This is a genomic window from Thermus sp. 2.9 (assembly GCF_000794385.1).
GTDB classification, from domain to species: Bacteria; Deinococcota; Deinococci; order Deinococcales; family Thermaceae; genus Thermus; species Thermus thalpophilus.
Genome location: NZ_JTJB01000042.1, coordinates 1 through 21,497, shown reverse-complemented (window position 1 = coordinate 21,497; position 21,497 = coordinate 1). Strand labels below are relative to the sequence as shown.

Here is a 21,497-nt window from a genome sequence, read left to right as displayed (position 1 = left end):
GTCAAGATGCCCTGGCCCCCCTTGACAAGGATACTTGACCTAGTCTAAGGTGAAACCTGCATTCCCAAATCGGGAGGTGAGGAACACATGTACGAACCTTTTTCCGACCAATGGGCCAAGGCCTACTGCGAGGCACTTAACAACAACCCTGCCTACCGCCAAGCTGCAGCAACGTGGGAAGGGGCGCTTATCTTGGCCGTGGAGCCCGATCCCGCTTTGGGTCTAGATGAGAAGCGGGGGATTTACCTGGACCTATACCACGGCGAATGCCGCGATGCCCGGCAAGCCACAGCAGATGACTTTGAGCAGGCCCCCTACATCATCAGCGCGGATGCCCGTACCTGGAAACAAATAATTGAGGGCGAACTGGACCCGGTCTCTGCCCTCATGCGCGGTAAGGTCAAACTGGAAAAGGGGGACTTGGCAGCCCTAAGCCAATACATGATGGCGGCATTGGAACTGACCAACACCGCAAAACAAGTACCTACCCAGTACCCCGAAGGGCTCTAACTATGCGCGCAGTGGTTTTTGAAAACAAAGAGCGCATCGCCGTCAAGGAGGTCAATGCCCCTCGCCTACAGCATCCCCTAGATACCCTCGTGCGCGTGCACCTGGCCGGCATATGTGGCTCGGACTTGCACCTTTACCACGGCAAAATACCTGTTCTCCCCGGAAGTGTACTAGGCCACGAGTTCGTGGGCCAAGTGGAAGCCGTGGGCGAAGGTATCCAAGATCTTCAGCCAGGGGACTGGGTTGTTGGACCGTTCCACATCGCCTGTGGCACCTGCCCCTACTGCCGAAGGCACCAGTACAACCTGTGTGAACGGGGAGGCGTCTACGGTTATGGCCCCATGTTTGGCAATCTCCAAGGAGCCCAGGCGGAAATCCTTCGGGTTCCCTTCAGCAACGTCAATCTCCGGAAACTACCTCCAAACCTAAGCCCAGAACGGGCCATCTTTGCCGGCGATATCCTCTCCACAGCCTATGGAGGACTCATCCAGGGCCAGCTCCGGCCCGGTGATAGCGTGGCTGTCATCGGAGCGGGGCCCGTGGGATTGATGGCCATTGAAGTAGCCCAGGTATTGGGTGCGAGCAAAATACTTGCCATAGATCGCATCCCTGAGCGATTGGAACGCGCCGCTTCCCTCGGCGCCATCCCCATCAACGCCGAACAAGAAAATCCTGTCCGGCGAGTTCGCTCTGAAACCAACGATGAGGGGCCAGATTTGGTCCTCGAGGCTGTAGGCGGAGCTGCCACCCTCAGCTTGGCCCTGGAGATGGTACGCCCTGGGGGAAGGGTATCAGCTGTTGGGGTGGATAACGCCCCCTCCTTTCCATTCCCTTTAGCATCGGGCCTGGTCAAGGACCTAACCTTCCGTATAGGTTTGGCCAACGTCCACCTCTACATTGATGCGGTTCTGGCCCTTTTGGCTAGCGGCCGTTTGCAACCGGAGCGGATTGTTTCCCACTATCTCCCCTTGGAGGAGGCTCCTCGAGGGTATGAGCTTTTTGACCGGAAAGAAGCGCTAAAAGTCCTTTTGGTTGTCAGGGGGTGATGAAAGGTGTTAAGGGAAGGGTTCCAAACAGCGCGGGTAGGCCTGAAGGACTCGTTTCCTCTCCAACTTTACCACAAGGCAAAGAAGTACTTCTGGGATCCGAGGAGCATCGACTTTTCTGTAGATAAGGAAAGCTTCGCCACTCTAGACGAGGGGCAAAAAGAAGCATCCCTGCATTTGGCCTCCCTTTTCGTGGCAGGCGAAGAAGCGGTCACCCTTGATCTGCTTCCCCTGGTTCAAGTCATCGCCCGAGAGGGGCGATTAGAAGAGGAGATGTACCTGACTACTTTCCTAGTGGACGAAGCCAAGCACGTTGAATTCTTTGATCTCCTCATCCGGGAGGTTGCTCAAGAAGCCGATCTAGAGCGTTTCCACAGCGTTAATTACAAAAAAATCTTCTACGAAGAGCTACCAAAAGCCATGGGGCGCCTTTTGGATGACCCCTCACCCGAAGCCCAGGCGGAAGCTGCCGTTACCTACAATATGATCGTTGAGGGCGTTTTGGCAGAAACCGGATACTATGCTTACTACCGCGCGGCAGAACTTTTGGGCCAACAAGGGGTAAAGCTTCCAGGAACGTTGGAAGGCGTGCGCTACGTTCAGCGAGACGAATCTCGTCACATCGCCTATGGCATTTACCTTCTATCTCGCTTGATTGCTGAAATCCATCCTTATGGGAAGTGGTGGAGCGGCGAATGAACTACCTCCTTCCCTACGCGCTCGGAGTAGTCCAAGACATTTTCCGAGCTTACCCCCAGGGGTTCCCCCTTCAGCTGGAAGTTGGGGAATTTGTTAATTACGCCATGGGTCAATTCCAAAAACGATACCGGCGATTGGAACTAGCTCGCAGCCAAAGCCTAAAAGAGATAGAACAGATTGCCCTGGAAACGGACGAAGGAGACGCATAAACCATGGTCATCAGCTTGCCGCGACCAGCCGAAGAGTTTTTGCAACGCGTTGGGCCCCTTTACATCGGGGGCAGGTTTATGGAAGCCCAAGATGGAGAGCGCTTTGCCGTCCTCAATCCAGCAACCCAGGAAGTGCTCGCCTTTGTGGCGCGCGCCAAGGCGCCCGATGTGGATCAGGCCGTTCTTGCTGCAGAGCGGGCCTTTGAAGGCCCATGGAGCCGCACCAGCCCTGATGAAAGAAGCCGACTCCTCTTCCGGTTAGCGGAGCTGATCGAGGAGCACGCTGAACCCTTGGCTGTTCTAGAAGCCCTTAACGTAGGCAAGCCCTACGTTGAAGCCCGGACCGCAGATGTTCCCTTAGCTGCTCAGCATTTCCGATACTTCGCAGGATGGACTACCAAATGGTCTGGTGAGGTGCTCCCCGTTTCTCTACCCGGCAACTACCTGGCGTATACTCGTCGTGAACCCCTCGGCGTGATTGGAGCGATCATCCCGTGGAATTTTCCCCTCTTAATCGCCAGTTGGAAGCTAGCTCCTGCCCTCGCCGCGGGAAACACGGTTGTGTTAAAGCCTTCCGAACTCACACCCCTCACCGCTTTGTACCTTGCTGAGCTCGTAGAAGCAGCCGGTTTCCCCAAGGGTGTGGTGAACGTCGTGCCAGGCTTCGGTCCTGAAGCAGGAGAAGCGTTAGTCAAGCATCCCAAAATCGCCAAGATTTCCTTTACCGGCTCGCCAGAAGTGGGCAAAGCTATCCTCAAGAAGTCTGCGGACAAGCTTAAACGCGTCACGTTAGAACTGGGGGGAAAATCACCGAACATTGTGCTAGAAGACGCAGATCCGCAAAAGGTGGTCCGGGGGGTGCTATTCGCGGCCTTTTTCAACCAAGGAGAAGTCTGCGCCGCTGGAAGCCGCCTCTTTGTACCTAAAAGACGCTTAGATGCCTTTATGGACAAACTCCTTGACGCCGTTAAGAAGATGCGCCAAGGACACCCTCTGGATCCTGGTACGCAAATAGGGCCGCTGATCAGCGACGAACACAGGAAGCGGGTAATGATGTATATCCGGCAAGGAAAGGAAGAAGGCGCTGAACTTCTAACCGGGGGAAAACCCAACCATTCTTTGCCCGGATTTTACGTGGAGCCCACCGTTTTCTTCGCTGAAGACCATCACACCATTGCCCAAGAAGAAATCTTCGGCCCCGTTCTCACCGTTCTTCCCTATGAGAACCTCAACGAGGCCATCCAACGAGCAAACGCCACCCGGTATGGACTGGCCGCCGGGGTATGGAGCGAAGACATGAGGCAAGCCATCCGGGTAGCTCACAGCCTCAAGGCGGGAACGGTTTGGGTAAATGGCTACCTCCTCTTGGACGCCACCAGCCCTTGGGGAGGGTTCAAGGAAAGTGGACTAGGCAGGGAGATGGGGCATTATGCTCTTGAACACTACACCGAGGTAAAAAGCATTTGGCTTAACTTGAGCTAGCGGTCGGCAAAAAGAAAGAGCGTTTCCATCAAGGCCTCAGGGTAATCCCGGGGCCTTAGACCTTTTTTCTCCAACCGGAAACCAGGAGGATGCTTGGTTATCTCTACCCGGAAAGACAAGCCCTTAAGGCCACGCGTATCGTAGACCAAAGGCCAATAGCCGAAGACCGCTTGCAGATGGGTGAGGTCCTCCGTGAGGGAGACCACCCCCTTTCGCTCCGCCACCAGGCGGAGCCGAGCGAGGTTCACGAAGTTCTCCGCCTCCTCGGGCAAGGGCCCGTAGCACTCTTTAAGTTCCCGCACCAGCTGGGAAAGCTCCGCCAAGCTCCTGGCCTCGGCGAAGCGGCCGTAGTAGCGGCTCCTGGCCTCGAGGCTCCCCACGTACTCCGCGGGCAGACGGGCGGAAAGGGCGAGGTCCAGGGTGACGTGGGGCCTTTCCTCCTGGGCCTCCCCTTTGAGCTTGCGGATGGCCTCCTCCAAGAGCTCGGTGTAGACCTCCAGGGAAAGGGCCCGGATGTGCCCGTGCTGCTCGGGGCCCAGAAGGTTTCCCACCCCCCGGATCTCCATGTCCTTTTCCGCCAGGAGGTGGCCCGAGCCCAGGTCCGAGAGGTCGGCGATGGCGGCGAGGCGCTTCTCCGCCGCCTCCGTGAGCCGGGGCGGGTGGAAGAGGTAGGCGTAAGCCTCCTGGTCCCGGCGGCCCACCCGGCCCCGGAGCTGGTAAAGCGTGGCCAAGCCGAGCCGGTCCGCCCGCTCAATCAGGATGGTGTTGGCCTCGGGGACGTCCAGCCCTGACTCAATGATGGTGGTGGCCAGCAGGACGTCGTAAGCTCCTTCGGCGAAGAGGAGCATGGTTTCTTCTATGAGCCCCTCCGGCATCTGGCCGTGGACCACGCCGATGCGGGCCTCAGGAACAAGGTTTTCCAGGTAGCGCCGCCTGGTCTCTATGGAGGCCACCCGGTCGTGGACGTAAAAGACCTTCCCCCCCCGCTCCAGCTCAAAGAGGATGGCCTCCCGCACGAGAAGGGGGTCAAAGGGGGCGAGGAAGGTCTTGATGGGCTTGCGCCCCGGGGGTGGGGTCTTGATGCTGGAAAGGTCCTTTAGGCCCACCAGGGCGCTATAAAGGGTGCGGGGAATGGGCGTGGCGGAAAGGTAGAGGGTGTCCACCTCCGCCTTGAGCTCCCGGATCCTTTCCTTCTGGGCCACGCCGAAGCGGTGCTCCTCGTCCACGATGAGGAGGCCCAGGTCCTTGAAGCGCACATCGGGCTGGAGAAGGCGGTGGGTGCCGATGACGATGTCCACCGTACCCTCCGCCAGGCCCTTAAGGATTTCCGCTTCCTCCTTCTCCGGGGTGAAGCGGGAAAGAACCGCCACCCGCACGGGAAGCCCATGGTAGCGCTCGCGGAAGGTCTTGCCGTGCTGCTCGGCGAGCAGGGTGGTGGGCACCAAAAAGGCCACCTGGGCCCCGTGCCCCACCACCCGGTGGGCGGCCCTCAGGGCCACCTCCGTCTTGCCGAAGCCCACGTCCCCCGAAACCAGGCGGTCCATGGGATGGGGGCTTTCCAAGTCTTTGAGCACCTCCTCCAGGGCCTGGTTTTGGTCGGGGGTGAGGGCGTAAGGGAAGCCCGCCTCCACCAGGGGGTCCCAGTCGGGCAGGGGGGGAAAGGCCCGCCCGGGCGTGGCCTTGCGCTTGGCCTGGAGCACGAGGAGCCGCCCTGCTAGCTCCTCCACATCCTTCCTGGCCTTCTCCTTGGCCCGCTGCCACTCGTTCTTGCCCAAGGAGGAAAGCTCCGGAGGGTCATCGGTGGTGCCCGGGTGGCGCTTGAGGAGGGGGAGCTGTTCCACGGGCAGGTAGAGCCGCCCCTCCCCCCGGTAGCGCAACACCAGGTAGTCCCGCTTGGCCCCCAGGACCTCCCGGGTCTCCAGGCCCAGGAACTGGCCGATGCCGTGGTCGGGGTGGATGAGGAAGTCCCCCGGGGAAAGGGCCCCGGGGTCGGAGAGGCCCTCCCCGGAGCGGAGCCTGGCCCGCACCCCCCCGGTGGCGAAGACCAGGGCCTCGGTGAGGAGGACATGCTCTCCCCACTCCGCCCCGCCCTCAAAGGCCCCGGGCAGGAGGGCAAGCCTCCCCTTGGGCCCGGGAAACCGCTCCAGCACCAAAGGATCCAGGGGGGCCAGGCGGCGCCTCAGGTACTCCAGGGTGCGCCCGTGGCCCACGAAGAGGTGGACCCGCTTCCCCTCGGCCAGCCAGCGGGCCAGGTCCCTCTCCAGGGCCTTGAGGCTACCCCGGTAGGGAGGGAGGGGCCTCACCCCAAGCTCCAGGAGGGGAAACTCCCCGTGCGCCCCCAGGGCCACCACCGGCCGCCCGGCCAGGAGGGAAAAAAGCTCCCTGGGGGCTAGGGCCGGGGTGTCCAGGTAGACGGGACCGGGGAAGTGGAGGACCTTTTGGGAGGTAAACGCCTCCGCCTTGCCCGGCTTGGGCAGGAGGACATGGCGCCTACGGGGCTCGCCCTCCCAGAAAAGCCGCTCCAGCTCCTCCCCGAAGAACTCCAGGCGCAAAGGCCCAAGCTCCAAGACCTCCCCCAGGACCCGGTAATCCTCGTCTCGGGCATAACCCAGGCGCAGGAGGCGGTCCAAAAGCTCCGTGCGGGGATAGGCCCGGCCCACCTCCAGCACCATGCGCCAGGCAGAGGGGTCCTCGGGAAAGGGGGCCAGGGCCTCCTCGTAGCTGAGGAGGAAGAGGGCCTTCTCCTCCATGGCCTCGAGGCCCGGGTTCGCGTACACCGGCACCCCGAAGGCGGAGAGGTCCCGCCAGCGCCTCAGGCGGTCCTCGGGGACCAGGAGGAGGGCAGGAAGGTCTTCCCGGGCCAAGAGGAGGGCCGCCGCCACCTGGGGCAGGGCCAGACGGTGGCCGTAGAGTTTTTCCAGAAGGATCTCCATGCCGCAAGGCCCTAAAGGGCCAACGGCTATTCTACGGCGTAGGCGTGCACCGCCAAAGCCCCCAGGCCCACGTTGGCGGCGATGGTGGCCCCCGAGCGGGTGATCCGTCCTCGCTCCAGGCGCAGGGCGCCCTCGAGGGCCCGCTTCAATCCGTCCACCCACTCGCTCCTGGCATCGGTGTGGGCGATGGTGATGCGGGCGGTACGTCCTTGGAATTCATCCAGTACTAACCGGGCCAGGGCCTCCGGGACGGAGTTCTCCCGGGCCACCTTCAGGAAGCGGATGTGCCCCTTCTCAATCCGCAGGATAGGGCGCAGGCCCAGGAGGTTGCCCACCACCTCGCCAAAGCGGGGCAGGCGGCCGTTGCGGGCCAGGTGGGAAAGGTCGGCCACGCTGAAGTAGAGGCTGGAGCGCTTCAAGCGCTCCATCTCCCGCACGATCTCCTCCTCGTCCGCCCCCTTCTTCAGCATCTCCACCGCCCGGAGCACCATGGCCCCAAGCCCGGCGGAGACCATGCCCGAGTCCACCACCCGGATGCGGGTGGGAGCCACCTTCACGGCTGCCTCCCGAGCCCGGTCCACGGTCTTGGAAAGCTCCCCGGAAACATGGATGGAAAGGAGGCGGTCGTAGACCTTGAGGTGGCGCTCGTAGACCTCAACGAAGTCCTCCACCGCCGGGGGCTCGGTCACCGGCTCCGCCCCCGCGCGGATGGCCTGGTAGAGGGCATCGGGGGTGAGTTCCTGCCAGTCCTTGTACTTGCGGCCCATGAGGTGCACGTAGATGGGCACCGTCCCCACCGCCTCCTCCTGGAGGACCTTGGGGGAGAGGTCGGCCGCGGTGTCGGTCACGAGACCCAGCTCCACGCCCCCCATCTTATACCGGGTCAAAGGGATGGGGGCTATAATGGCGGGCGGGTCTGGCCCATGATCCTGGTTACCGGTTTTGAACCCTTTGGCGGCCTGAGGCATAACCCCTCCGCCGCCCTCTTGGACCTCCTGCCGGAAGAGGTGGGAGGAAGGCCTCTCAGGAAGGCCGTGCTTCCCGTAGACGCCGAGGCCCTGCCCACCGCCCTTGCCGCCCTCCACGCCCTGGAGCCTGAGGCGGTCCTCCACCTGGGCCTGGCCGAGGGCCGGCCCCAGCTCACCCTGGAGCGCCTGGCGGTGAACCTCCTGGACTTTGACCGCCCCGACAACCGCGGGCAGGTCCTGGAGGACACCCCGGTGGTCCCCGGCGGCCCCCTGGCCCTCCCCGCCCGTTTTCCCGTCAAGCAGGCCCTGAAGCGCCTCCAGGAAGCGGGCCTTCCCGCTAGGGTTAGCCTCTCTGCCGGAAGCTACCTCTGCAACCAGGCCTTTTACCTTTCCCTCTACCATCTGCCCGAACGCGTGCCCGTGGCCTTCCTCCATCTTCCCCCCGACGAGACCCTAGCCCTGGAAAAAGGCGGGGCCTACGTGCCCCTAAGGGAACAGGCCCGGGCAGTCCGGGTGCTTTTGGAGCTCCTGTGAGGCTTCTTTTCGTTTCCAACGGTCCCACGGAGGATGCCATCGGCGCCCGTATTGCCCAGGGGTTGGGCCTCGAGGCCTACGCCCTGCCCTTGGTCGGCCGCGGGAAGCCCTACGAGGGAATAGCCCGGGAGATTCTGGGTCCACGGCAGGAGATGCCCTCGGGAGGCTTTCTCTTCGGCAGCCTGGAAAACCTCCTGGCCGACCTCCGGGCGGGTTTTCTCTCCATGTCCTGGGCCCAGTGGCGCACCGCCTGGCGCTTTGAACCCCAGGTGGTGGTGGTGGTGGGGGACGCCTACGCCCTCAGCGTGGGGGTCCTGGCCGCCCGGGGATGCCCTGTTTACCACGTAAATCCCCTGGTGTCCGCCCACTACCTGGAGCAAGCCTCCTGGATAGAGGTCCTCCTGGACTGGGGCGGGAGCGACTTCACCCCTTACGAACGCCTCCTGCACCGCAGGGTCCGGGCGGTGTTCGTACGCGATGAGGCTAGCCTCCGCCGGCTTCGGTCCCTGGGCGTAGCCCATGCCCACTGGTACGGCAGCTTCGCCATGGACCTTCTCCCCCCTCCCGAGCGGGACCTTACCCCTTACCTGGGCACAGACCCCCTCCTCGCCCTCCTGCCAGGCACCCGTGGGGACGAGGCCTTCAGCCTGCCCCTCATGCTGGAAGCCAGCCGCCACCTCCCCCTGACCCCGGCCGTGGCCTGGGCCAAGGACTGGTCCCGCCTCCCCCCGCTTTCCGGTTGGCAGGCAGAAGAGGTGGACGCCAACACCCTCCGCCTGGAAAAGGAGGGCCGGACGGCCTGGGTGCTCCGGGGGGCCTTTTCCGCCATCCTTCACCGAAGCCGCTTGGCCCTGGCCACGGCGGGCACGGCCACGGAGCAGGCAGCCGGCCTGGGAATACCCGTGATAGGCTTCCCCACCCCTGGCCCCCAGTACACCCGGGCTTTCGCTCGAAGGCAGAAACGCCTTCTGGGAAAGGCCCTACACCTGGTGGAACCCGACCCTTACCAGATTGCCGGCCAAGGCCTCATCCTCCTCCAGGCTCCGGAAGCCTACGCCCAGGCCAGCCAAGCCGGCAAGGAGCGCATCGGCCCGCCGGGTGGCATCCCTGGGACCGTGGAGCACGTCTACCGAGACCTGCACCAGCTAGGGCTGGTGCGTGGGGTATGCTAGACTTCGCATGCGCCTCTACCGCGTAGGCCTTTTCACCGACGTCTATTTCCCCAACCCCAACGGGGTCACCACCAGCGTTTACCTTCTCCTCCGGGAACTCCGCCGCATGGGCCACGAGGCTTGGGTGGTAGCCCCCCACCACCCCGAGGCCCCGGAGGGCGAGGAGGGGGTGGTACGGGTGCCTTCGGTGGCCTACCCCTTCTACGAGGGCCAGCAGATCGCCCTGCCCTCGGCCCGGCACCTGCCCACAGAGTTTGAACTGATCCACACCCACACCCCCCTCACCCTGGGGGTCTGGGGCCTCAGGATCGCCCGCAACAAGGGCCTGCCCCACGTGTCTACCTTCCACACCCACTACGAGAAGTACGCCCACTACGTGCCGGGTTTGGCCATTCTGGACAAGTACACCGGCATCGTGCCCCGGCTGGCCAAGGCCTTCTATAACCGGGTAGAGGTGGTCATCGCCCCCACGGAACCCGTGAGGCGACTGGCGGAGAGCTACGGCATAGAGCGGCCCATCCGGGTGATCCCCACGGGGATTGACAACCGCATCCTGGAGGAAGCCCCTCTCCCCTCCCCTTCCCCCTGGCCCGAGGGCAAGCGCCGCCTCATCACCGTGGGCCGCTTGGGAAAGGAGAAGTCCTTTGACGTGGTGCTCCGGGCAGTGGCCGAGCTGGCCCGGGAGGAGGACGTCTTCCTGGTGCACATCGGCGAGGGGCCGGAGCTCCAGCCCCTTCAGGCGCTGGCCCGGGAGCTGGGCATAGGGGAGCGGGTGCGCTTCCTGGGGCCCGTGCCCTACCGACGCATCGGGGGGTATTACCGCCTGGCCGAGCTCTTCCTCTTTGCCAGCGAGACGGAGACCCAGGGCCTCGTCATCTGGGAGGCCCAGGCCATGGGGGTTCCCGTGGTGGCCGTGGGGGCGGAGGGCACCCTGGAGGGGGTGGAAGAGGGCAAGACCGGCTTCCTGGTGCCCCCAGGGGATTACCGGGCCCTGGCGGAGAAGGCCTTAGAGCTCCTGAAGGACGAGGAAAAGCGACAGCGCCTGAGCCTCCAGGCCCGGGCCTGGGCCATGGAACGCTCCGCGGAACGCATCGCTGAGCGGATCGTGGCCGTCTACGACGAGGCCAGCGAGATCCTGCGGGCCGAGCCCCGGAGGCTCATCTTTCCTTTTCCCCGGCTTCCCCGAAGTAGCCTCGAGGATCGCCCAGGAGGTTTCTAGCCTGCCTGAGGAGAAAGCGCCCCCAACCCCCCTTCAGCCGGCGGGCGGAGGTGAGGACCAGGGCCCCGGGCACGTAGCGCACTGGGCCCAAGGCCTTTAGCCTCCAGCCCAGGAGCACGTCCTCCCGGGCCTCCACCTCGGGGAAGCCCCCCACCTTTAGGGCCGCCTCCTTAAGGACCATCAGGTTGGCCCCCGCCAGGTTGGGACGCCCGAGAAGGGCCATGAGGTTCAAAAAAGCCCGGTAGCCCCACTCGGAAAAGGCCGCCTCCCAGGGGGAGACCCCATAGAAGCGCAGGGGGCCGTAGAGGGCCACGGCCCCCGGGGCATGCTGGGCCAGGGCCTGCAACCAGGTGGGGGTGGGAAGGGAGTCGGCATCCGTCATGGCCACCCACTCCCCCCGGGCGGCCAGGAGCCCCGCCTGCCGGGCGTGGGCCACCCCCTTACGGGCGCAGTAGACCACCCGCACCCCGAAGGCCTCGGCCACCTCCCGGGTGCGGTCGCTGGAGGCGTTGTCCACCACCACCACCTCAAAGGGGGGCAGGGTCTGCCCCAGCACGGCCTTGAGGGCGCCCGGCAGATAGTCCTCCTCGTTATGGGCGGGGATCACCACGCTGATCCGCACGGGTATACTTTAGCGTGTTTCGCTATCTGCCGTGGGCCAGGGAGGGGCTTTCCGTCTTCCTGCGCCTGGTCTTGGCCGTGGGGCTCATGGAGGGGGTAAGAAGCGGCTTCTTCGCCGGCCTCCTGCCCTTTTACGCCCCCGAGTACCTGCACCTGGGCCCCGCCATCTTCACCCTGGCCTTCACCTTTCACCAGCTGGCGGAGAACCTCTCCAAGACCTTCGGAGGGCTTGTGGCGGAGCGGGTGGGGTTTGGCAGGGTGGCCACCCTGGCCGCTCTCATGGGCCTCCTCGCCCTCTTCCTCACCCCGGGGGCCAAGGCCGCCTGGCTCCTCTGGGGGCTTGCCCTTCTTTGGGGGCTTTCCATGTCCACCCTGTACCCGGGGCTGATGACCCTGGCCAGCCGCATCGCCGTGCCGGGGCGGGAGGCCCGGGCCCTCTCCTTCACCCTCACCCTGGTCCTGCCCTGGGCGGGCATCGGCCTGGTAGGGGTGGGACAGGTGGCCCAACGCCACCCCGAGGCGGCCTTGCTCCTCCTCCTCCTGGCCCAGGGGCTCGCCTTCCTCCTCACCCTGAGCCTTTTCGCCTTCCGCATTCCCTTGCCCCCCCCTAAGCGGGGGGCTTACCCTTGGAGCCGGCTTCTCTTTTTCCTTCCCGCCGCCTTCGGCCAAACCTTCGCCCCCGCCTTGGTTTCCCTTTTCCTCCTCCGCTACGCGAAGGAAAAGCTGGGCCTCGAGCCCATCGCCCTGGGGGGGCTCCTGCTTTTGGGCGGGGCAGTCGCCTTTGGCCTTCTTCCCTTTACCGGGCGGCTCGTGGACCGCCGCGGCTACCGCCTGGCTCTGGTGGGAGGGCTCGCCCTGTTGGGCCTGACCATGCTCCGCCTGGCCACCACCACAAGCCTAACGGAAGCGGCCCTCCTCGCCCTTCTGGTCGGGCTTGGGTATAGCCTTTTCATGCCGGGTTGGAACGGCTTTTTGGCCAGAAACCTCCCCGAGGAAAACCGAGCCGCCATCTGGGGGGGGCTCATGACGGTGGAGGGGCTTGGAGTGGCCTTGGGGCCGGCGGTGGGGGGGGTGTTGTGGGAGGCGTTTGGCCCGCAGGCTCCCTTCCTTACGGGTAGCGCCCTCTTCTTCGCCTTAAGCTTCTTTTACGCCCTCATCCTGGGGAGGGGAAGATGGAACTAGCCCTCGGCCTGGTCCTCCTTTATGGGCTTTCGGACCTCCTTTTCCGCTTCCTGGGCCTAGGGGCTTACGCCCACGGAAGCCGCCGCGAGGCCAAGGTGGCCCTCACCTTTGACGACGGGCCTTCGGAGAGAACGGAAGCCCTCCTCGCCCTCCTCCGGCGCCACGGGGTCAAGGCCACCTTCTTCCTCACGGGGGAAAGGGCGAAGCGCCACCCCGAGTGGGTGGAGGCCATCCGGCGGGAAGGGCACCAGGTGGAGGACCACGGGGCCTTCCACCGGGCCCTGGCCCTCTTCCTCCCCTGGGTGGAGTGGCGGCACATGGCGCAAACCCCCGCCCGGTACTACCGCCCCCCCCATGGCCTCCACACCCCCTTCACCCGCCTCTTCGCCCGGGCCTTGGGCAAACGGGTGGCCCTGTGGGACCTGGAAAGCAAGGACTGGCTTCCCCTCCCCCCCAAGGCCCTGGCGGAAAGGCTTCTTTACTACCTGCGCCCGGGCTCCATCGTCCTCCTCCACGACGGCCCCGAGCGCACCCTACGCCTTTTGGAGCTCGCCCTCCCCCACATGCTCGCCCTGGGCTACCGGCCCGTGACCCTGGACGAGCTAAACCCCCTTCCCCTCACTCCTAGGCGCGCCCTCATCCGGGGGCTCCAGGGGTTTGAGGAACGGTACAACCGCCGCCACCGGGTGGAGCGGGCGGGGCTTGGCCCCTTTGACCTCTTCCGCCTGGAGAAAAAGCCTTTCCCCGGGCCGAGCCTCCCCGGCCTCCCCACGGGAACCCCCGCCTTTGAGCTCCACCTGGAAAGCCAAAGGGCCATGGAGCTATCTCCCCTCGAGGCCATCCGCCACGTCCGGGAAAGCCTGAAAAAGGTGGCCCAGTGGGTGGCCCAAGACCCCGAGGTGCGCCTGGTCTACGGGTACAGCTACCTGGCCCCTGGGGGCCGGCGTTTCGGCTTCCAAACCGCCCCCCTCCCCTTTTGGCCCCGCCTGGTGGCGAGCCTGGCCAGCGCCTGGTTTTACTGGCTTTACCGGGGGGAGCTCCCCAAGCGGGATAGCTTTTGGGCGAGCCTCGCCTACCTCACCCGGGAGGAGCTCCTACGGCGATACCCACCGTCCACTCCCGCTTCCCCACCCCCGGCACCCGGTGGACCCTGAACCCCGCCTGGGCCAAGGCCCGGCGGAAGGCCCCTTGCGCCGAGTAGGTGGCTAGCCGTCCCCCCCTTCTTAGGGCAAGGCGGATTTTCCACAGCACCCCCAAGCTCCAGGCCTCGGGGTTGGCCTTGGGGCTAAAGGGGTCCAGGTAGACGGCGGTGGCATAGCCCAGGGGAAGGGCCACCTCCCGAACATCCCCAATGACCAGGCGGAGCTCCCCCCAAGGGCCCCGGAACACCTCCTCGGGCCAGGCCTTTAGGATCTCGGCGTAAACCCCTTCCGCCCGGGGCAAAGGAAGGGGTACTTCCGCCAAGAGCTCCTTGGGCAAGGGCGCCTTCTCCACCGCCAAATAGCGGAGCCTCACCCCCCGCGAAAGGGCGCTTTCCAGGGCCACGCGGAAGTTCACCCCCAGGCCGAAGCCCACCTCGAGGACCCGGGGGGCGGGGTGGAGGTGGGTGAGGGTCTTTTCCAGGTAGAGCCTGCGGGCCTGGAGCAGGGCCCCTTGGCGCGGGTGGTAGGCCTCCCCGTAGCCCGGGTGGTAGAAGGTGGGGGTCCCGTCTTGGGTCAGGAGGCGTTCCATCCTTGGGTAGAATACCCCGCATGGAGCTCACCCTGTGGGACAAGCTTTCCGGAACCCTGGTGAACGCCCTCACCGTGGTCCTGGGCACGGGGCTTGGGCTACTCCTCCGGGGACGGCTTCCCGAGCGCATGGCCCGCATCATGGTCCAGGGGGTGGGGCTCACCACCCTCTTCATCGGGCTATCCATGGCCCAGGCCCTGGGAAGGGCCAAGGGAGGGGCCATAGACGGGGTGGTCCTGGGGCTCATCGCCCTGGTGGCGGGGGGGCTTTTGGGGGAGTGGGCCCGGGTGGAAGACGGCCTGGAAAGCCTGGGGGACAAGATCAAGCAGGCGGTGCGGGGCGGGGGGAGCTTCACCGAGGGCTTCGTGGCGGCGAGCCTTCTTTTCTGCGTGGGACCCATGACGCTTTTGGGCTCCATCCAAAACGGCCTCACGGGGGACGCGAGCCTCCTCCTCCTCAAGGCCACCTTGGACGGCATGAGCGCCATCGCCCTCACCAGCTCCTTCGGCATCGGGGTGGGGTTTAGCACCCTGGTCATCCTCCTCTACCAGGGGGGGGTAGCCCTCCTGGCGGGCACCCTGAGCCAGGCCCTCCCCGACCCCGCCCAAGACCCCCGGGTACTCCTCACCACCGGGGTGGGAGGGCTCATGGTCCTGGGGGTGGGGATCAACCTCCTGGGCCTTACCAAGGTGCGGGTGGGCTCCTTTTTGCCCGCTCTTCTCCTCGCCCCCCTGGTGTGGTGGCTTGCGGCGCTCCTGACGTAGAATGCCCACCATGGAGCTCTCCCTTGACCTCCTGCGCAAGCTGGAGGCCCTCGCCAAAATCCGGCTTGCCCCCGAGGAGGAGGCCCTTTTGCTACAGGACCTGAAGCGGATCCTGGACTTCGTGGACGCCCTGCCCCGGGTGGAGGGGGTGGAGGAAGAAGCCCCCTTGGGCCGCCTGCGGGAGGACGAGCCCTGGCCTTCCCTCCCCCAGGAGGAAGCCTTGGCCCTGGCCCCGGAAAAGGAAGCGGGCTTCTTCCGCGTGCCCCCCGTTTTGGAGTAGTCATGGTGGACCTAAAGCGCCTGCGCAAGGAGCCCGAGGTCTTCCGCAAGGCCATTCGGGAGAAGGGGATCCCCCTGGACCTGGACGCCCTCTTGGCCCTGGACCAGGAGGTGCAGGGCCTGAAGCAGCGCCTGCAAGACCTACACACGGAGCGAAACCGCATCGCCAAGGAGGTGCCCAAGGCGCCCCCTGAGGCCAAAGCGGCCCTCATCGCCCGGGGCAAGGCCTTAGGGGAAGAGGTCAAGGAGCTGGAAGAAGCCCTAAGGGAGAAGGAGGGGCGGCTCATGGAGCTCCTCCTCCAGGTCCCCCTCCCCCCTTGGCCCGGGGCTCCCGTGGGGGAGGACGAGAGCGCCAACGTGGAGATCAAACGGGTGGGAAGCCCCCGGGAGTTCCCCTTTCCCCCCTTGGACCACGTGGCCCTCCTGGAGAAGAACGGCTGGTGGGAGCCCCGGATCAGCAAGGTTTCCGGAAGCCGGTCCTACGCCCTAAGGGGGGACCTCGCCCTATACGAGATGGCCCTCCTTCGCTTCGCCATGGACTTCATGGCCAAGAAGGGCTTCGTGCCCATGACGCTTCCCTCCTACGCCCGGGAAATGGCCTTCGTGGGCACGGGCCACTTCCCCGCCGCCCGGGACCAGGTCTGGGCCATCGCCGGCACCGACCTCTACCTCACGGGCACGGCGGAGGTGGTCCTAAACGCCCTGCACAGCGGCGAGATCCTCTCCCAGGCTGAGCTTCCCAAGCGCTACGCCGGCTACGCCCCCGCCTTCCGCTCGGAGGCGGGGAGCTTCGGCAAGGACGTGCGGGGGCTCATGCGGGTCCACCAGTTCCACAAAGTGGAGCAGTACGTGCTTACGGAGGCAAGCCTCGAGGCCTCAGACCAGGCCTTTCAAGAGCTTTTGCAAAACGCCGAGGAAATCCTCGCCCTTCTGGAGCTCCCTTACCGCCTTTTGGAGGTGTCCACCGGGGACATGGGCCCGGGGAAGTGGCGGCAGGTGGACCTCGAGGTCTGGCTCCCCTCGGAGGGGCGCTACCGGGAAACCCACTCCTGCTCCGCCCTCCTGGACTGGCAGGCCCGGCGGGCGAACCTCCGCTACCGCGACGGGGGAGGCCGGGTGCAGTACGCCTACACCCTCAACAACACCGCCTTAGCCACCCCCCGCATCCTGGCCATGCTCCTGGAAAACCACCAGTTGGAAGACGGCCGGGTGCGGGTGCCCGAGGCCTTGGTCCCCTACACGGGAAAGGAGGTGCTGGAACCGTGCGGCTAGAGGCGGCGGAGCTAAGGATTCTAGAGCTTCCCCTGAAGTTCCGCTTTGAGACCAGCTTCGGGGTGCAGACGAAGCGCACCATCCTCCTCCTTCGGCTTTTCGGCGAGGGGCTGGAGGGGTTGGGGGAAGGGGTAATGGAGCGGCTACCCCTCTACCGGGAGGAAACCGTGGAGGGGGCCCGCTACCTCCTCACGGAGGTCTTCTTGCCCCAGGTCCTCGGGCGGGACTTTCCCAACCCCGAGGCGCTTTGGCAGGCCCTTTCCCCCTTCCGGGGCAACCCCATGGCCAAGGCGGTGCTGGAGATGGCCTTTTACGACCTCTACGCCAAGGGCCTAAAGAGGCCCCTTTACCAGGTCCTGGGCGGGGTGCGCCAAGCGGTGGAGGTGGGGGTTTCCTTGGGCATCCAGCCTTCGGTGGAGGCCACGCTCCAAGCGGTGGAGCGGCACCTGGCCCAGGGCTACCGCCGCATCAAGCTCAAGATCAAGCCCGGCTGGGATTACGCAGTCCTCAAGGCGGTGCGCCAAGCCTTCCCCGAGGCCACCCTCACCGCCGACGCCAACTCCGCCTACCACCTGGCCGACTTCGCCCGCCTGAAGCGGCTGGATGAGCTCGGGCTGGACTACATTGAGCAGCCTTTGGGCTACGACGACCTCCTGGACCACGCCAGGCTACAACGGGAGCTCGCCACCCCCATCTGCCTGGACGAGAGCCTCACCTCCAAGGAAAAGGCGCGGAAAGCCATTGAGCTGGGGGCGGGGCGGGTCTTCAACATCAAGCCCGCCCGGCTTGGCGGCCACACGGAGAGCTTGAAGGTCCACGCCCTGGCGGAAGCCGCCGGCATCCCCTTGTGGATGGGGGGGATGCTGGAGGCGGGGGTGGGGCGGGCCCACAACCTGCACCTGGCGAGCCTTCCCGGCTTCACCAAGCCGGGGGACGTGAGCTCGGCGAGCCGCTACTGGGAGGAGGACATCGTGGAGGAAGCCCTCGAGGCGGAAGACGGCCTCATGCCCGTACCCCAGGGGCCGGGGATCGGGGTACACCTGAAGCTTCCCTTTGTGGAGCGGATCACCCTATGGAAAGGGTACGTGTCCGTGAGCTAAGGGGCCCTGCGGAGATGGAGGAGGTGGTGGCCCTCCAGGAGGCCATCTGGGGGCGGGACGCCCGGGACCTGGTGCCCAGGGGGCTCCTCATCGCGGTGCAGGACGAAGGAGGGCTGGTGGCGGGGGCCTTCGTGGAAGGGGGGCTGGTGGGCTTCGTCTTCGGCTTTCCCACCCGGGACCCCAGCCTGCAACACTCCCACATGCTGGGGGTGCTGGAGCCCTACCGGGGCACGGGAGCGGCCCTTCTCCTCAAGCGCTTCCAGCGGGACTGGTGCCTGGCCCGGGGCATCCGCAAGGTGGTCTGGACCTTTGACCCCCTGCGGGGCGCCAACGCCAACTTCAACCTGCGCAAACTGGGGGCCACCGCCAAAACCTACCTCCCCGACCACTACGGCCCCATGTCGGGGATCAACGCCGGGGCCCCCTCGGACCGGCTCCTGGCGGAGTGGGACCTGCTTTCCCAAAGGGTGTACACCCGCATCTACGCCCCCCCGCCCGAGCCAGAGGCCACGGGCCTGCCCCTGGCCAACCGGGTGGAGGACGAGGTCCCCCTGGAGGCCCACCTGGACCTCGAGGCCCCCCGGCTCCTCTTCCAGATCCCCGAGGACTGGGGTCGCATCCTCCGTGAGGACCCCGAGCTGGCCCTCCGGTGGCGGGAGCACAGCCGCCTGGTCCTGGGCCACTACTTCGCCCGGGGCTACCGGGCGGTGGACTTCGCCCGCCACCCCAACCGCTATGTCCTGGCTCAGGACTGAACTCTGGACCGCCGAGGTAGTCTACACCGGCTTCGGCACCCCCATGCTCCGGGGGGCCCTGGCGGTGCAGGGGGGGTTCGTGGTGGGCCAGGGAAGCCTGGAGGAGCTGAGGGCGCGCTTTCCCCAGGCGGAGGTGGTCCACAAGGGCAGGGCCCTCTTCCCCCCTCCGGTGAACGCCCACACCCACCTGGACCTCTCCCTCCTGCCCCGGTACCAAGGCCCCTTTTCCGGCTTCATCCCCCACGTGGTAGCCCACCGGGAACGGCGGGGCCTCGAGGGGGTCAGGCGGGGCCTGGAGGAACTCCAGGCCGCGGGCACCGGTGCCTTCGGCGACATCGTCTTCAAGGATGAGGTCATGGACTTCCTCCTTGGGGAAAGCCCCCTCCCCGGGGTGGCCTTCTACGAGGTCTTCGCCCCCGACCCCCAGGACGCCGAGGCGGTCTTCGCCCGGGTGCGGGCCAAGGTGGAGGCCTGGCGCAAGCGGGAGGGAAGGGTAAGGGTGGGGCTTTCCCCCCATGCGCCCTACTCCGTGAGCCCTCCCCTCCTGAAGCGGCTCGCCCAGTACGCCAGGGAAGAGGGCCTTCCCCTCATGGTGCACGCGGCGGAAAGCCTCGAGGAGGTGGCCTTTTTGCGGGAGGGGACGGGCCCCTTGGCCGAGGTGCACCGCCGCTTCAGCCGTACACCCTTCACCCCGCCGGGCCGCACCCCGGTGCGCCACCTACACACCCTTGGGGTCTTGGGTCCCACCACCCTTCTGGTGCACGGGGTGCACGTGGATGAGGAGGAGGTAAAGCTCCTGGCGGAGACGGGAACCAAGGTGGTGCTCTGCCCCCGCTCCAACCACAACCTCCAGGTGGGGGAAGCCCCCTTGGCCCTTTACGCCCGCCATGGGGTGGAGTTCGCCCTAGGCACCGACTCCCGGGCCAGTAGCCCCGACCTGGACGTGCGCCGGGAGGCCCTCTTCCTCTGGGACAAGGTGGACCCCCGCCTCCTGGTGCGGGCCCTCACCCGGGGAGGGTACAGGGCCTTGGGCCTCCCCACGCCCCGGATTACCCGGGGCGCCCCCGCTTCTTTGGTACACTCCCTCTGATGCGCCCCCTGGGCCGCGGCCCCCACCTTTCCTTTCCTCCCCTATGGGACGAGGAGGTGCGCCACACCGGGCCCCTCATCCTCTATAGCGCCTTCACCGGGGCCTTGGCGGGGCTTTGGGTGGCCCTTCTGAACCTCCTCCTCCGGGCCTTAAGCGAGGCGGTGGGAAGCTTTTTCGGCTACCTCGCCCCCGAGCCCCCGGGGGAAGGGGGGCTCCTGCAGGCCTTCACCGGGCCCGCCCTCTGGCCCCTCGCTTTCCTCCTTCCGCCCCTGTTCGCCCTCACCAGCTACCTGGGCACTGGGCAGGGGCTCGCTGCCCTCCTGCGCCGAGCACGGGAGGGAAGCCCAGCCCCCAGGCTTGCCCACCCCCGGGCAGTCCTCGGGGGGGCCCTGCAGATCGCCCTCTACTCCCCCCTGGGCCGGGAAGGCCCCTTCGGCGTGCTCGGGCTTTGGCTTGGGCTCCTATTGGACAGACGCTTTCCCCGCTTGGGTGGGGGGCTCGCCTTCGCCGGGCTCGCCGCCGGGCTCGGCGCCGCCCTCCACGCCCCGGTGGCGGGGGCGCTTCTGGCCACGGAGATCCTCTACCGCTCCCTCCTCCTCGAGGCCCGCGCCCTCACCCCGGCCCTCATCGGGGCGCTTTCCGGCTTCGCCGTCTACGGGACCTTCTTCGGCTACGAGCCCCTCCTTCCCTTCGCCGTGCGCCTGGACCTGGCAAGCCTCCCAGCCGGCCTCCTCCTGGGCCTCTTGTCCGCCGCCTTGGCCACCGTGTGGACGGAAGGGGGGAGGGCCCTTTCCGCCTGGCTCAAACCCCTTCCCTTTCCCCTTCGCCACGCCCTTTTGGGCCTGGCCTTAGCCCTTTGCCTCCTCTTCCTCCCCGAGGCCCTCGGAAGCGGCCTCGGCTGGGTGGCGGTGGCCGCCACGCCCCTCCTGGCCCCACGGCGCTTTTCTACCTCCTCCTGGCCAAGCTCCTCCTCCTGGTCCTCGCCCTGGGGGTGCGGGCCTACGGGGGGCCCTTCACCCCGGCCCTGGTGCTGGGGGGGCTTTTGGGGACCTTCCTCTCCCGCATGGCCGGGCCCTTCAACCTGCCGGCGGAGGCCTTGGCCCTGGCGGGCGGGGTGGCGGTCCTGGCGGGGGTGGCCCGGGCCCCCTTCGCCGGCTTGGCCCTGGCGGCGGAGTGGGGCGGTTACGCAAGCCTCCCCCTGGCCCTGCCCGCGGTGCTTTTGGCCTACGCCCTCACCCCCGCGCCCGACCCGGAGGAAGGCCTTAAGGAAGCCCCGGCCACGCCGGAGGCGTATCCGTCTGAAACGCCTCCGCAAAGCGAACCCCCGCCTCGAGGCCCTGAAGCCGCCGCCGAGCCCGAAACTCCTCCAGGGTAAAGGGCCAGCGGTAAAACTCCCGGTAGAACTGGAACACCGCCTCCGCCACCTCCTGGGTGGGGGTGGTGTCCACGTAGACCCAGGGGCGGGCGAGCTCCCGCCGAGGGTAGTGGTAGAACCTCACAGGCTTCCGGTGGGCCTCCCCCACCAGCTTGGGAATGCGGCAGAGCTTCAGGGCGGAAAGCACCGCCTGGTGGGTGGCCCGGTGGTCGGGGTGCACGTCCCAGGGGTCCCAGGTGATTACGGCATCGGGGCGGAAGGCCGCCATTAGCGGGCCAAGGCCAAGGCCTCCTCCCTGCCCCCGGTGAGGAGGGTATCCCCAAAGGGCAAAAAGCGGTATTCGGCGCCGATGAGCCCCGCCACATGGGCCCCGTGCCCCTCCCGCACCCGGGCCACCTCCTCGGGGGAAGCGTCACCGAACTGGCTCGCCAGCTCCCCCCTCGTCATCCAAACCAGCATCACCCGGTCGCCCCTCCGGGCGTGGAGGGCCAAGGTCCCCGCCGCTCCGATCTCGTCATCGGGGTGGGCAAACACGGCGAGAAGGTTCATGGGCTAG

At 66.1% G+C, this 21,497-nt stretch carries 19 protein-coding genes and 2 pseudogenes; 16 read left to right on the top strand and 5 right to left on the bottom strand.

Annotated features, from left to right (window positions below; all coding sequences use genetic code 11):
- The first annotated feature begins 87 nt into the window (after positions 1-87).
- The 4 genes from QT17_RS10970 (at position 88) to QT17_RS10955 (ending at position 3,946) form a co-directional block, all read left to right on the top strand.
- Positions 88-510, top strand: a complete 423-nt coding sequence (locus QT17_RS10970) for an SCP2 sterol-binding domain-containing protein (RefSeq protein WP_039459975.1) — start codon at positions 88-90, stop codon at positions 508-510.
- Positions 511-512: 2 nt separating this feature from the next.
- Entirely contained in the window at positions 513-1,556 is a 1,044-nt protein-coding gene (locus QT17_RS10965; RefSeq protein WP_039459974.1) for an alcohol dehydrogenase family protein, read from the top strand.
- A gap of 6 nt (positions 1,557-1,562) precedes the next feature.
- Positions 1,563-2,255, top strand: a complete 693-nt coding sequence (locus QT17_RS10960; protein ID WP_235283920.1) for a R2-like ligand-binding oxidase — start codon at positions 1,563-1,565, stop codon at positions 2,253-2,255.
- 212 nt (positions 2,256-2,467) lie between these two features.
- Positions 2,468-3,946, top strand: coding sequence for an aldehyde dehydrogenase (locus tag QT17_RS10955; RefSeq protein WP_039459972.1), 1,479 nt, complete (start codon positions 2,468-2,470; stop codon positions 3,944-3,946).
- On the opposite strand, the gene mfd is transcribed toward QT17_RS10955, so the two are convergent.
- Positions 3,943-6,879: a transcription-repair coupling factor gene (gene mfd, locus QT17_RS10950; protein WP_039459970.1), complete on the bottom strand. Its 2,937-nt coding sequence runs from the start codon at positions 6,877-6,879 to the stop codon at positions 3,943-3,945. The genes QT17_RS10955 and mfd overlap by 4 nt on opposite strands.
- A 26-nt stretch (positions 6,880-6,905) precedes the next feature.
- The gene (locus QT17_RS10945) at positions 6,906-7,742 is read right to left on the bottom strand and encodes a DegV family protein (RefSeq protein ID WP_039459968.1); all 837 of its coding nucleotides are present in this window, start codon (positions 7,740-7,742) and stop codon (positions 6,906-6,908) included.
- 60 nt (positions 7,743-7,802) lie between these two features.
- Here QT17_RS10945 and QT17_RS10940 point away from each other — a divergent pair, with 60 nt between their 5' ends.
- From QT17_RS10940 to QT17_RS10930, 3 genes are read left to right on the top strand one after another with little or no spacing between them, the layout of a single operon-like run.
- Positions 7,803-8,381 carry a pyroglutamyl-peptidase I gene (locus tag QT17_RS10940; RefSeq protein WP_018112335.1) on the top strand — a complete coding sequence of 193 codons (579 nt, stop codon included), beginning with the start codon at positions 7,803-7,805 and terminating at the stop codon, positions 8,379-8,381.
- Complete coding sequence (locus tag QT17_RS10935) at positions 8,378-9,553, top strand: lipid-A-disaccharide synthase-related protein (RefSeq protein WP_018112334.1); 1,176 nt, start codon at positions 8,378-8,380, stop codon at positions 9,551-9,553. The genes QT17_RS10940 and QT17_RS10935 overlap by 4 nt, the downstream gene beginning before the upstream one ends.
- Before the next feature lie 7 nt (positions 9,554-9,560).
- On the top strand, positions 9,561-10,772 hold the full coding sequence (locus QT17_RS10930; RefSeq protein ID WP_018112333.1) for a glycosyltransferase family 4 protein: 1,212 nt from the start codon (positions 9,561-9,563) through the stop codon (positions 10,770-10,772).
- Here QT17_RS10930 and QT17_RS10925 read toward each other — a convergent pair.
- The gene (locus tag QT17_RS10925) at positions 10,711-11,394 is read right to left on the bottom strand and encodes a glycosyltransferase (protein ID WP_018112332.1); all 684 of its coding nucleotides are present in this window, start codon (positions 11,392-11,394) and stop codon (positions 10,711-10,713) included. The genes QT17_RS10930 and QT17_RS10925 overlap by 62 nt on opposite strands.
- 14 nt (positions 11,395-11,408) lie before the next feature.
- Here QT17_RS10925 and QT17_RS10920 point away from each other — a divergent pair, with 14 nt between their 5' ends.
- On the top strand, positions 11,409-12,575 hold the full coding sequence (locus QT17_RS10920) for an MFS transporter (protein WP_039459965.1): 1,167 nt from the start codon (positions 11,409-11,411) through the stop codon (positions 12,573-12,575).
- On the top strand, positions 12,566-13,729 hold the full coding sequence (locus QT17_RS10915) for a polysaccharide deacetylase family protein (RefSeq protein WP_039459963.1): 1,164 nt from the start codon (positions 12,566-12,568) through the stop codon (positions 13,727-13,729). The genes QT17_RS10920 and QT17_RS10915 overlap by 10 nt, the downstream gene beginning before the upstream one ends.
- Here QT17_RS10915 and mnmD read toward each other — a convergent pair.
- Positions 13,653-14,306, bottom strand: coding sequence for a tRNA (5-methylaminomethyl-2-thiouridine)(34)-methyltransferase MnmD (mnmD, locus tag QT17_RS10910; RefSeq protein ID WP_039459962.1), 654 nt, complete (start codon positions 14,304-14,306; stop codon positions 13,653-13,655). The two genes, QT17_RS10915 and mnmD, sit on opposite strands and share 77 nt — an antisense overlap.
- Before the next feature lie 20 nt (positions 14,307-14,326).
- On the opposite strand from mnmD, the gene QT17_RS10905 reads away from it, so the two are divergent.
- The 7 genes and pseudogenes from QT17_RS10905 to QT17_RS10875 all read left to right on the top strand — a co-directional run bounded on the left by QT17_RS10905 (position 14,327) and on the right by QT17_RS10875 (position 20,941).
- Positions 14,327-15,070 (top strand): DUF554 domain-containing protein, encoded by a 744-nt coding sequence (locus QT17_RS10905; RefSeq protein WP_039459960.1) that lies wholly within the window; start codon positions 14,327-14,329, stop codon positions 15,068-15,070.
- Positions 15,071-15,080: 10 nt separating this feature from the next.
- A complete protein-coding gene (gene gatC, locus QT17_RS10900) occupies positions 15,081-15,350 on the top strand; it encodes an Asp-tRNA(Asn)/Glu-tRNA(Gln) amidotransferase subunit GatC (RefSeq protein WP_039459977.1) in 270 nt (89 codons plus the stop codon).
- 2 nt (positions 15,351-15,352) lie between these two features.
- Positions 15,353-16,621, top strand: coding sequence for a serine--tRNA ligase (serS, locus tag QT17_RS10895; RefSeq protein WP_039459959.1), 1,269 nt, complete (start codon positions 15,353-15,355; stop codon positions 16,619-16,621).
- Complete coding sequence (menC, locus tag QT17_RS10890; RefSeq protein WP_039459957.1) at positions 16,612-17,721, top strand: o-succinylbenzoate synthase; 1,110 nt, start codon at positions 16,612-16,614, stop codon at positions 17,719-17,721. Before serS ends, menC begins: the two co-directional genes overlap by 10 nt.
- A complete protein-coding gene (locus QT17_RS10885) occupies positions 17,694-18,476 on the top strand; it encodes a GNAT family N-acetyltransferase (protein ID WP_039459955.1) in 783 nt (260 codons plus the stop codon). The genes menC and QT17_RS10885 overlap by 28 nt, the downstream gene beginning before the upstream one ends.
- On the top strand, positions 18,457-19,566 hold the full coding sequence (locus QT17_RS10880; protein ID WP_039459953.1) for an amidohydrolase family protein: 1,110 nt from the start codon (positions 18,457-18,459) through the stop codon (positions 19,564-19,566). Before QT17_RS10885 ends, QT17_RS10880 begins: the two co-directional genes overlap by 20 nt.
- Positions 19,566-20,941, top strand: a pseudogene (locus QT17_RS10875) (chloride channel protein). Before QT17_RS10880 ends, QT17_RS10875 begins: the two are co-directional and overlap by 1 nt.
- On the opposite strand, the pseudogene QT17_RS10870 reads toward QT17_RS10875, so the two are convergent.
- Positions 20,829-21,490, bottom strand: a pseudogene (locus QT17_RS10870) (PIG-L deacetylase family protein). The pseudogenes QT17_RS10875 and QT17_RS10870 sit on opposite strands and share 113 nt — an antisense overlap.
- Between the last annotated feature and the right edge of the window lie 7 nt (positions 21,491-21,497).

What these genes read in the sequence shown, in the direction of transcription:
- QT17_RS10930 (WP_018112333.1), top strand. Translation starts at nt 9,561, where the DNA reads ATGCGCCTCTACCGCGTAGGCCTTTTCACCGACGTCTATTTCCCCAAC.
- gatC (WP_039459977.1), top strand. Translation starts at nt 15,081, where the DNA reads ATGGAGCTCTCCCTTGACCTCCTGCGCAAGCTGGAGGCCCTCGCCAAA.
- QT17_RS10940 (WP_018112335.1), top strand. Translation starts at nt 7,803, where the DNA reads ATGATCCTGGTTACCGGTTTTGAACCCTTTGGCGGCCTGAGGCATAAC.
- QT17_RS10905 (WP_039459960.1), top strand. Translation starts at nt 14,327, where the DNA reads ATGGAGCTCACCCTGTGGGACAAGCTTTCCGGAACCCTGGTGAACGCC.
- serS (WP_039459959.1), top strand. Translation starts at nt 15,353, where the DNA reads ATGGTGGACCTAAAGCGCCTGCGCAAGGAGCCCGAGGTCTTCCGCAAG.
- QT17_RS10885 (WP_039459955.1), top strand. Translation starts at nt 17,694, where the DNA reads ATGGAAAGGGTACGTGTCCGTGAGCTAAGGGGCCCTGCGGAGATGGAG.
- QT17_RS10915 (WP_039459963.1), top strand. Translation starts at nt 12,566, where the DNA reads ATGGAACTAGCCCTCGGCCTGGTCCTCCTTTATGGGCTTTCGGACCTC.
- mfd (WP_039459970.1), bottom strand. Translation starts at nt 6,879, where the DNA reads ATGGAGATCCTTCTGGAAAAACTCTACGGCCACCGTCTGGCCCTGCCC.
- QT17_RS10970 (WP_039459975.1), top strand. Translation starts at nt 88, where the DNA reads ATGTACGAACCTTTTTCCGACCAATGGGCCAAGGCCTACTGCGAGGCA.
- QT17_RS10965 (WP_039459974.1), top strand. Translation starts at nt 513, where the DNA reads ATGCGCGCAGTGGTTTTTGAAAACAAAGAGCGCATCGCCGTCAAGGAG.
- QT17_RS10955 (WP_039459972.1), top strand. Translation starts at nt 2,468, where the DNA reads ATGGTCATCAGCTTGCCGCGACCAGCCGAAGAGTTTTTGCAACGCGTT.
- mnmD (WP_039459962.1), bottom strand. Translation starts at nt 14,306, where the DNA reads ATGGAACGCCTCCTGACCCAAGACGGGACCCCCACCTTCTACCACCCG.
- QT17_RS10880 (WP_039459953.1), top strand. Translation starts at nt 18,457, where the DNA reads ATGTCCTGGCTCAGGACTGAACTCTGGACCGCCGAGGTAGTCTACACC.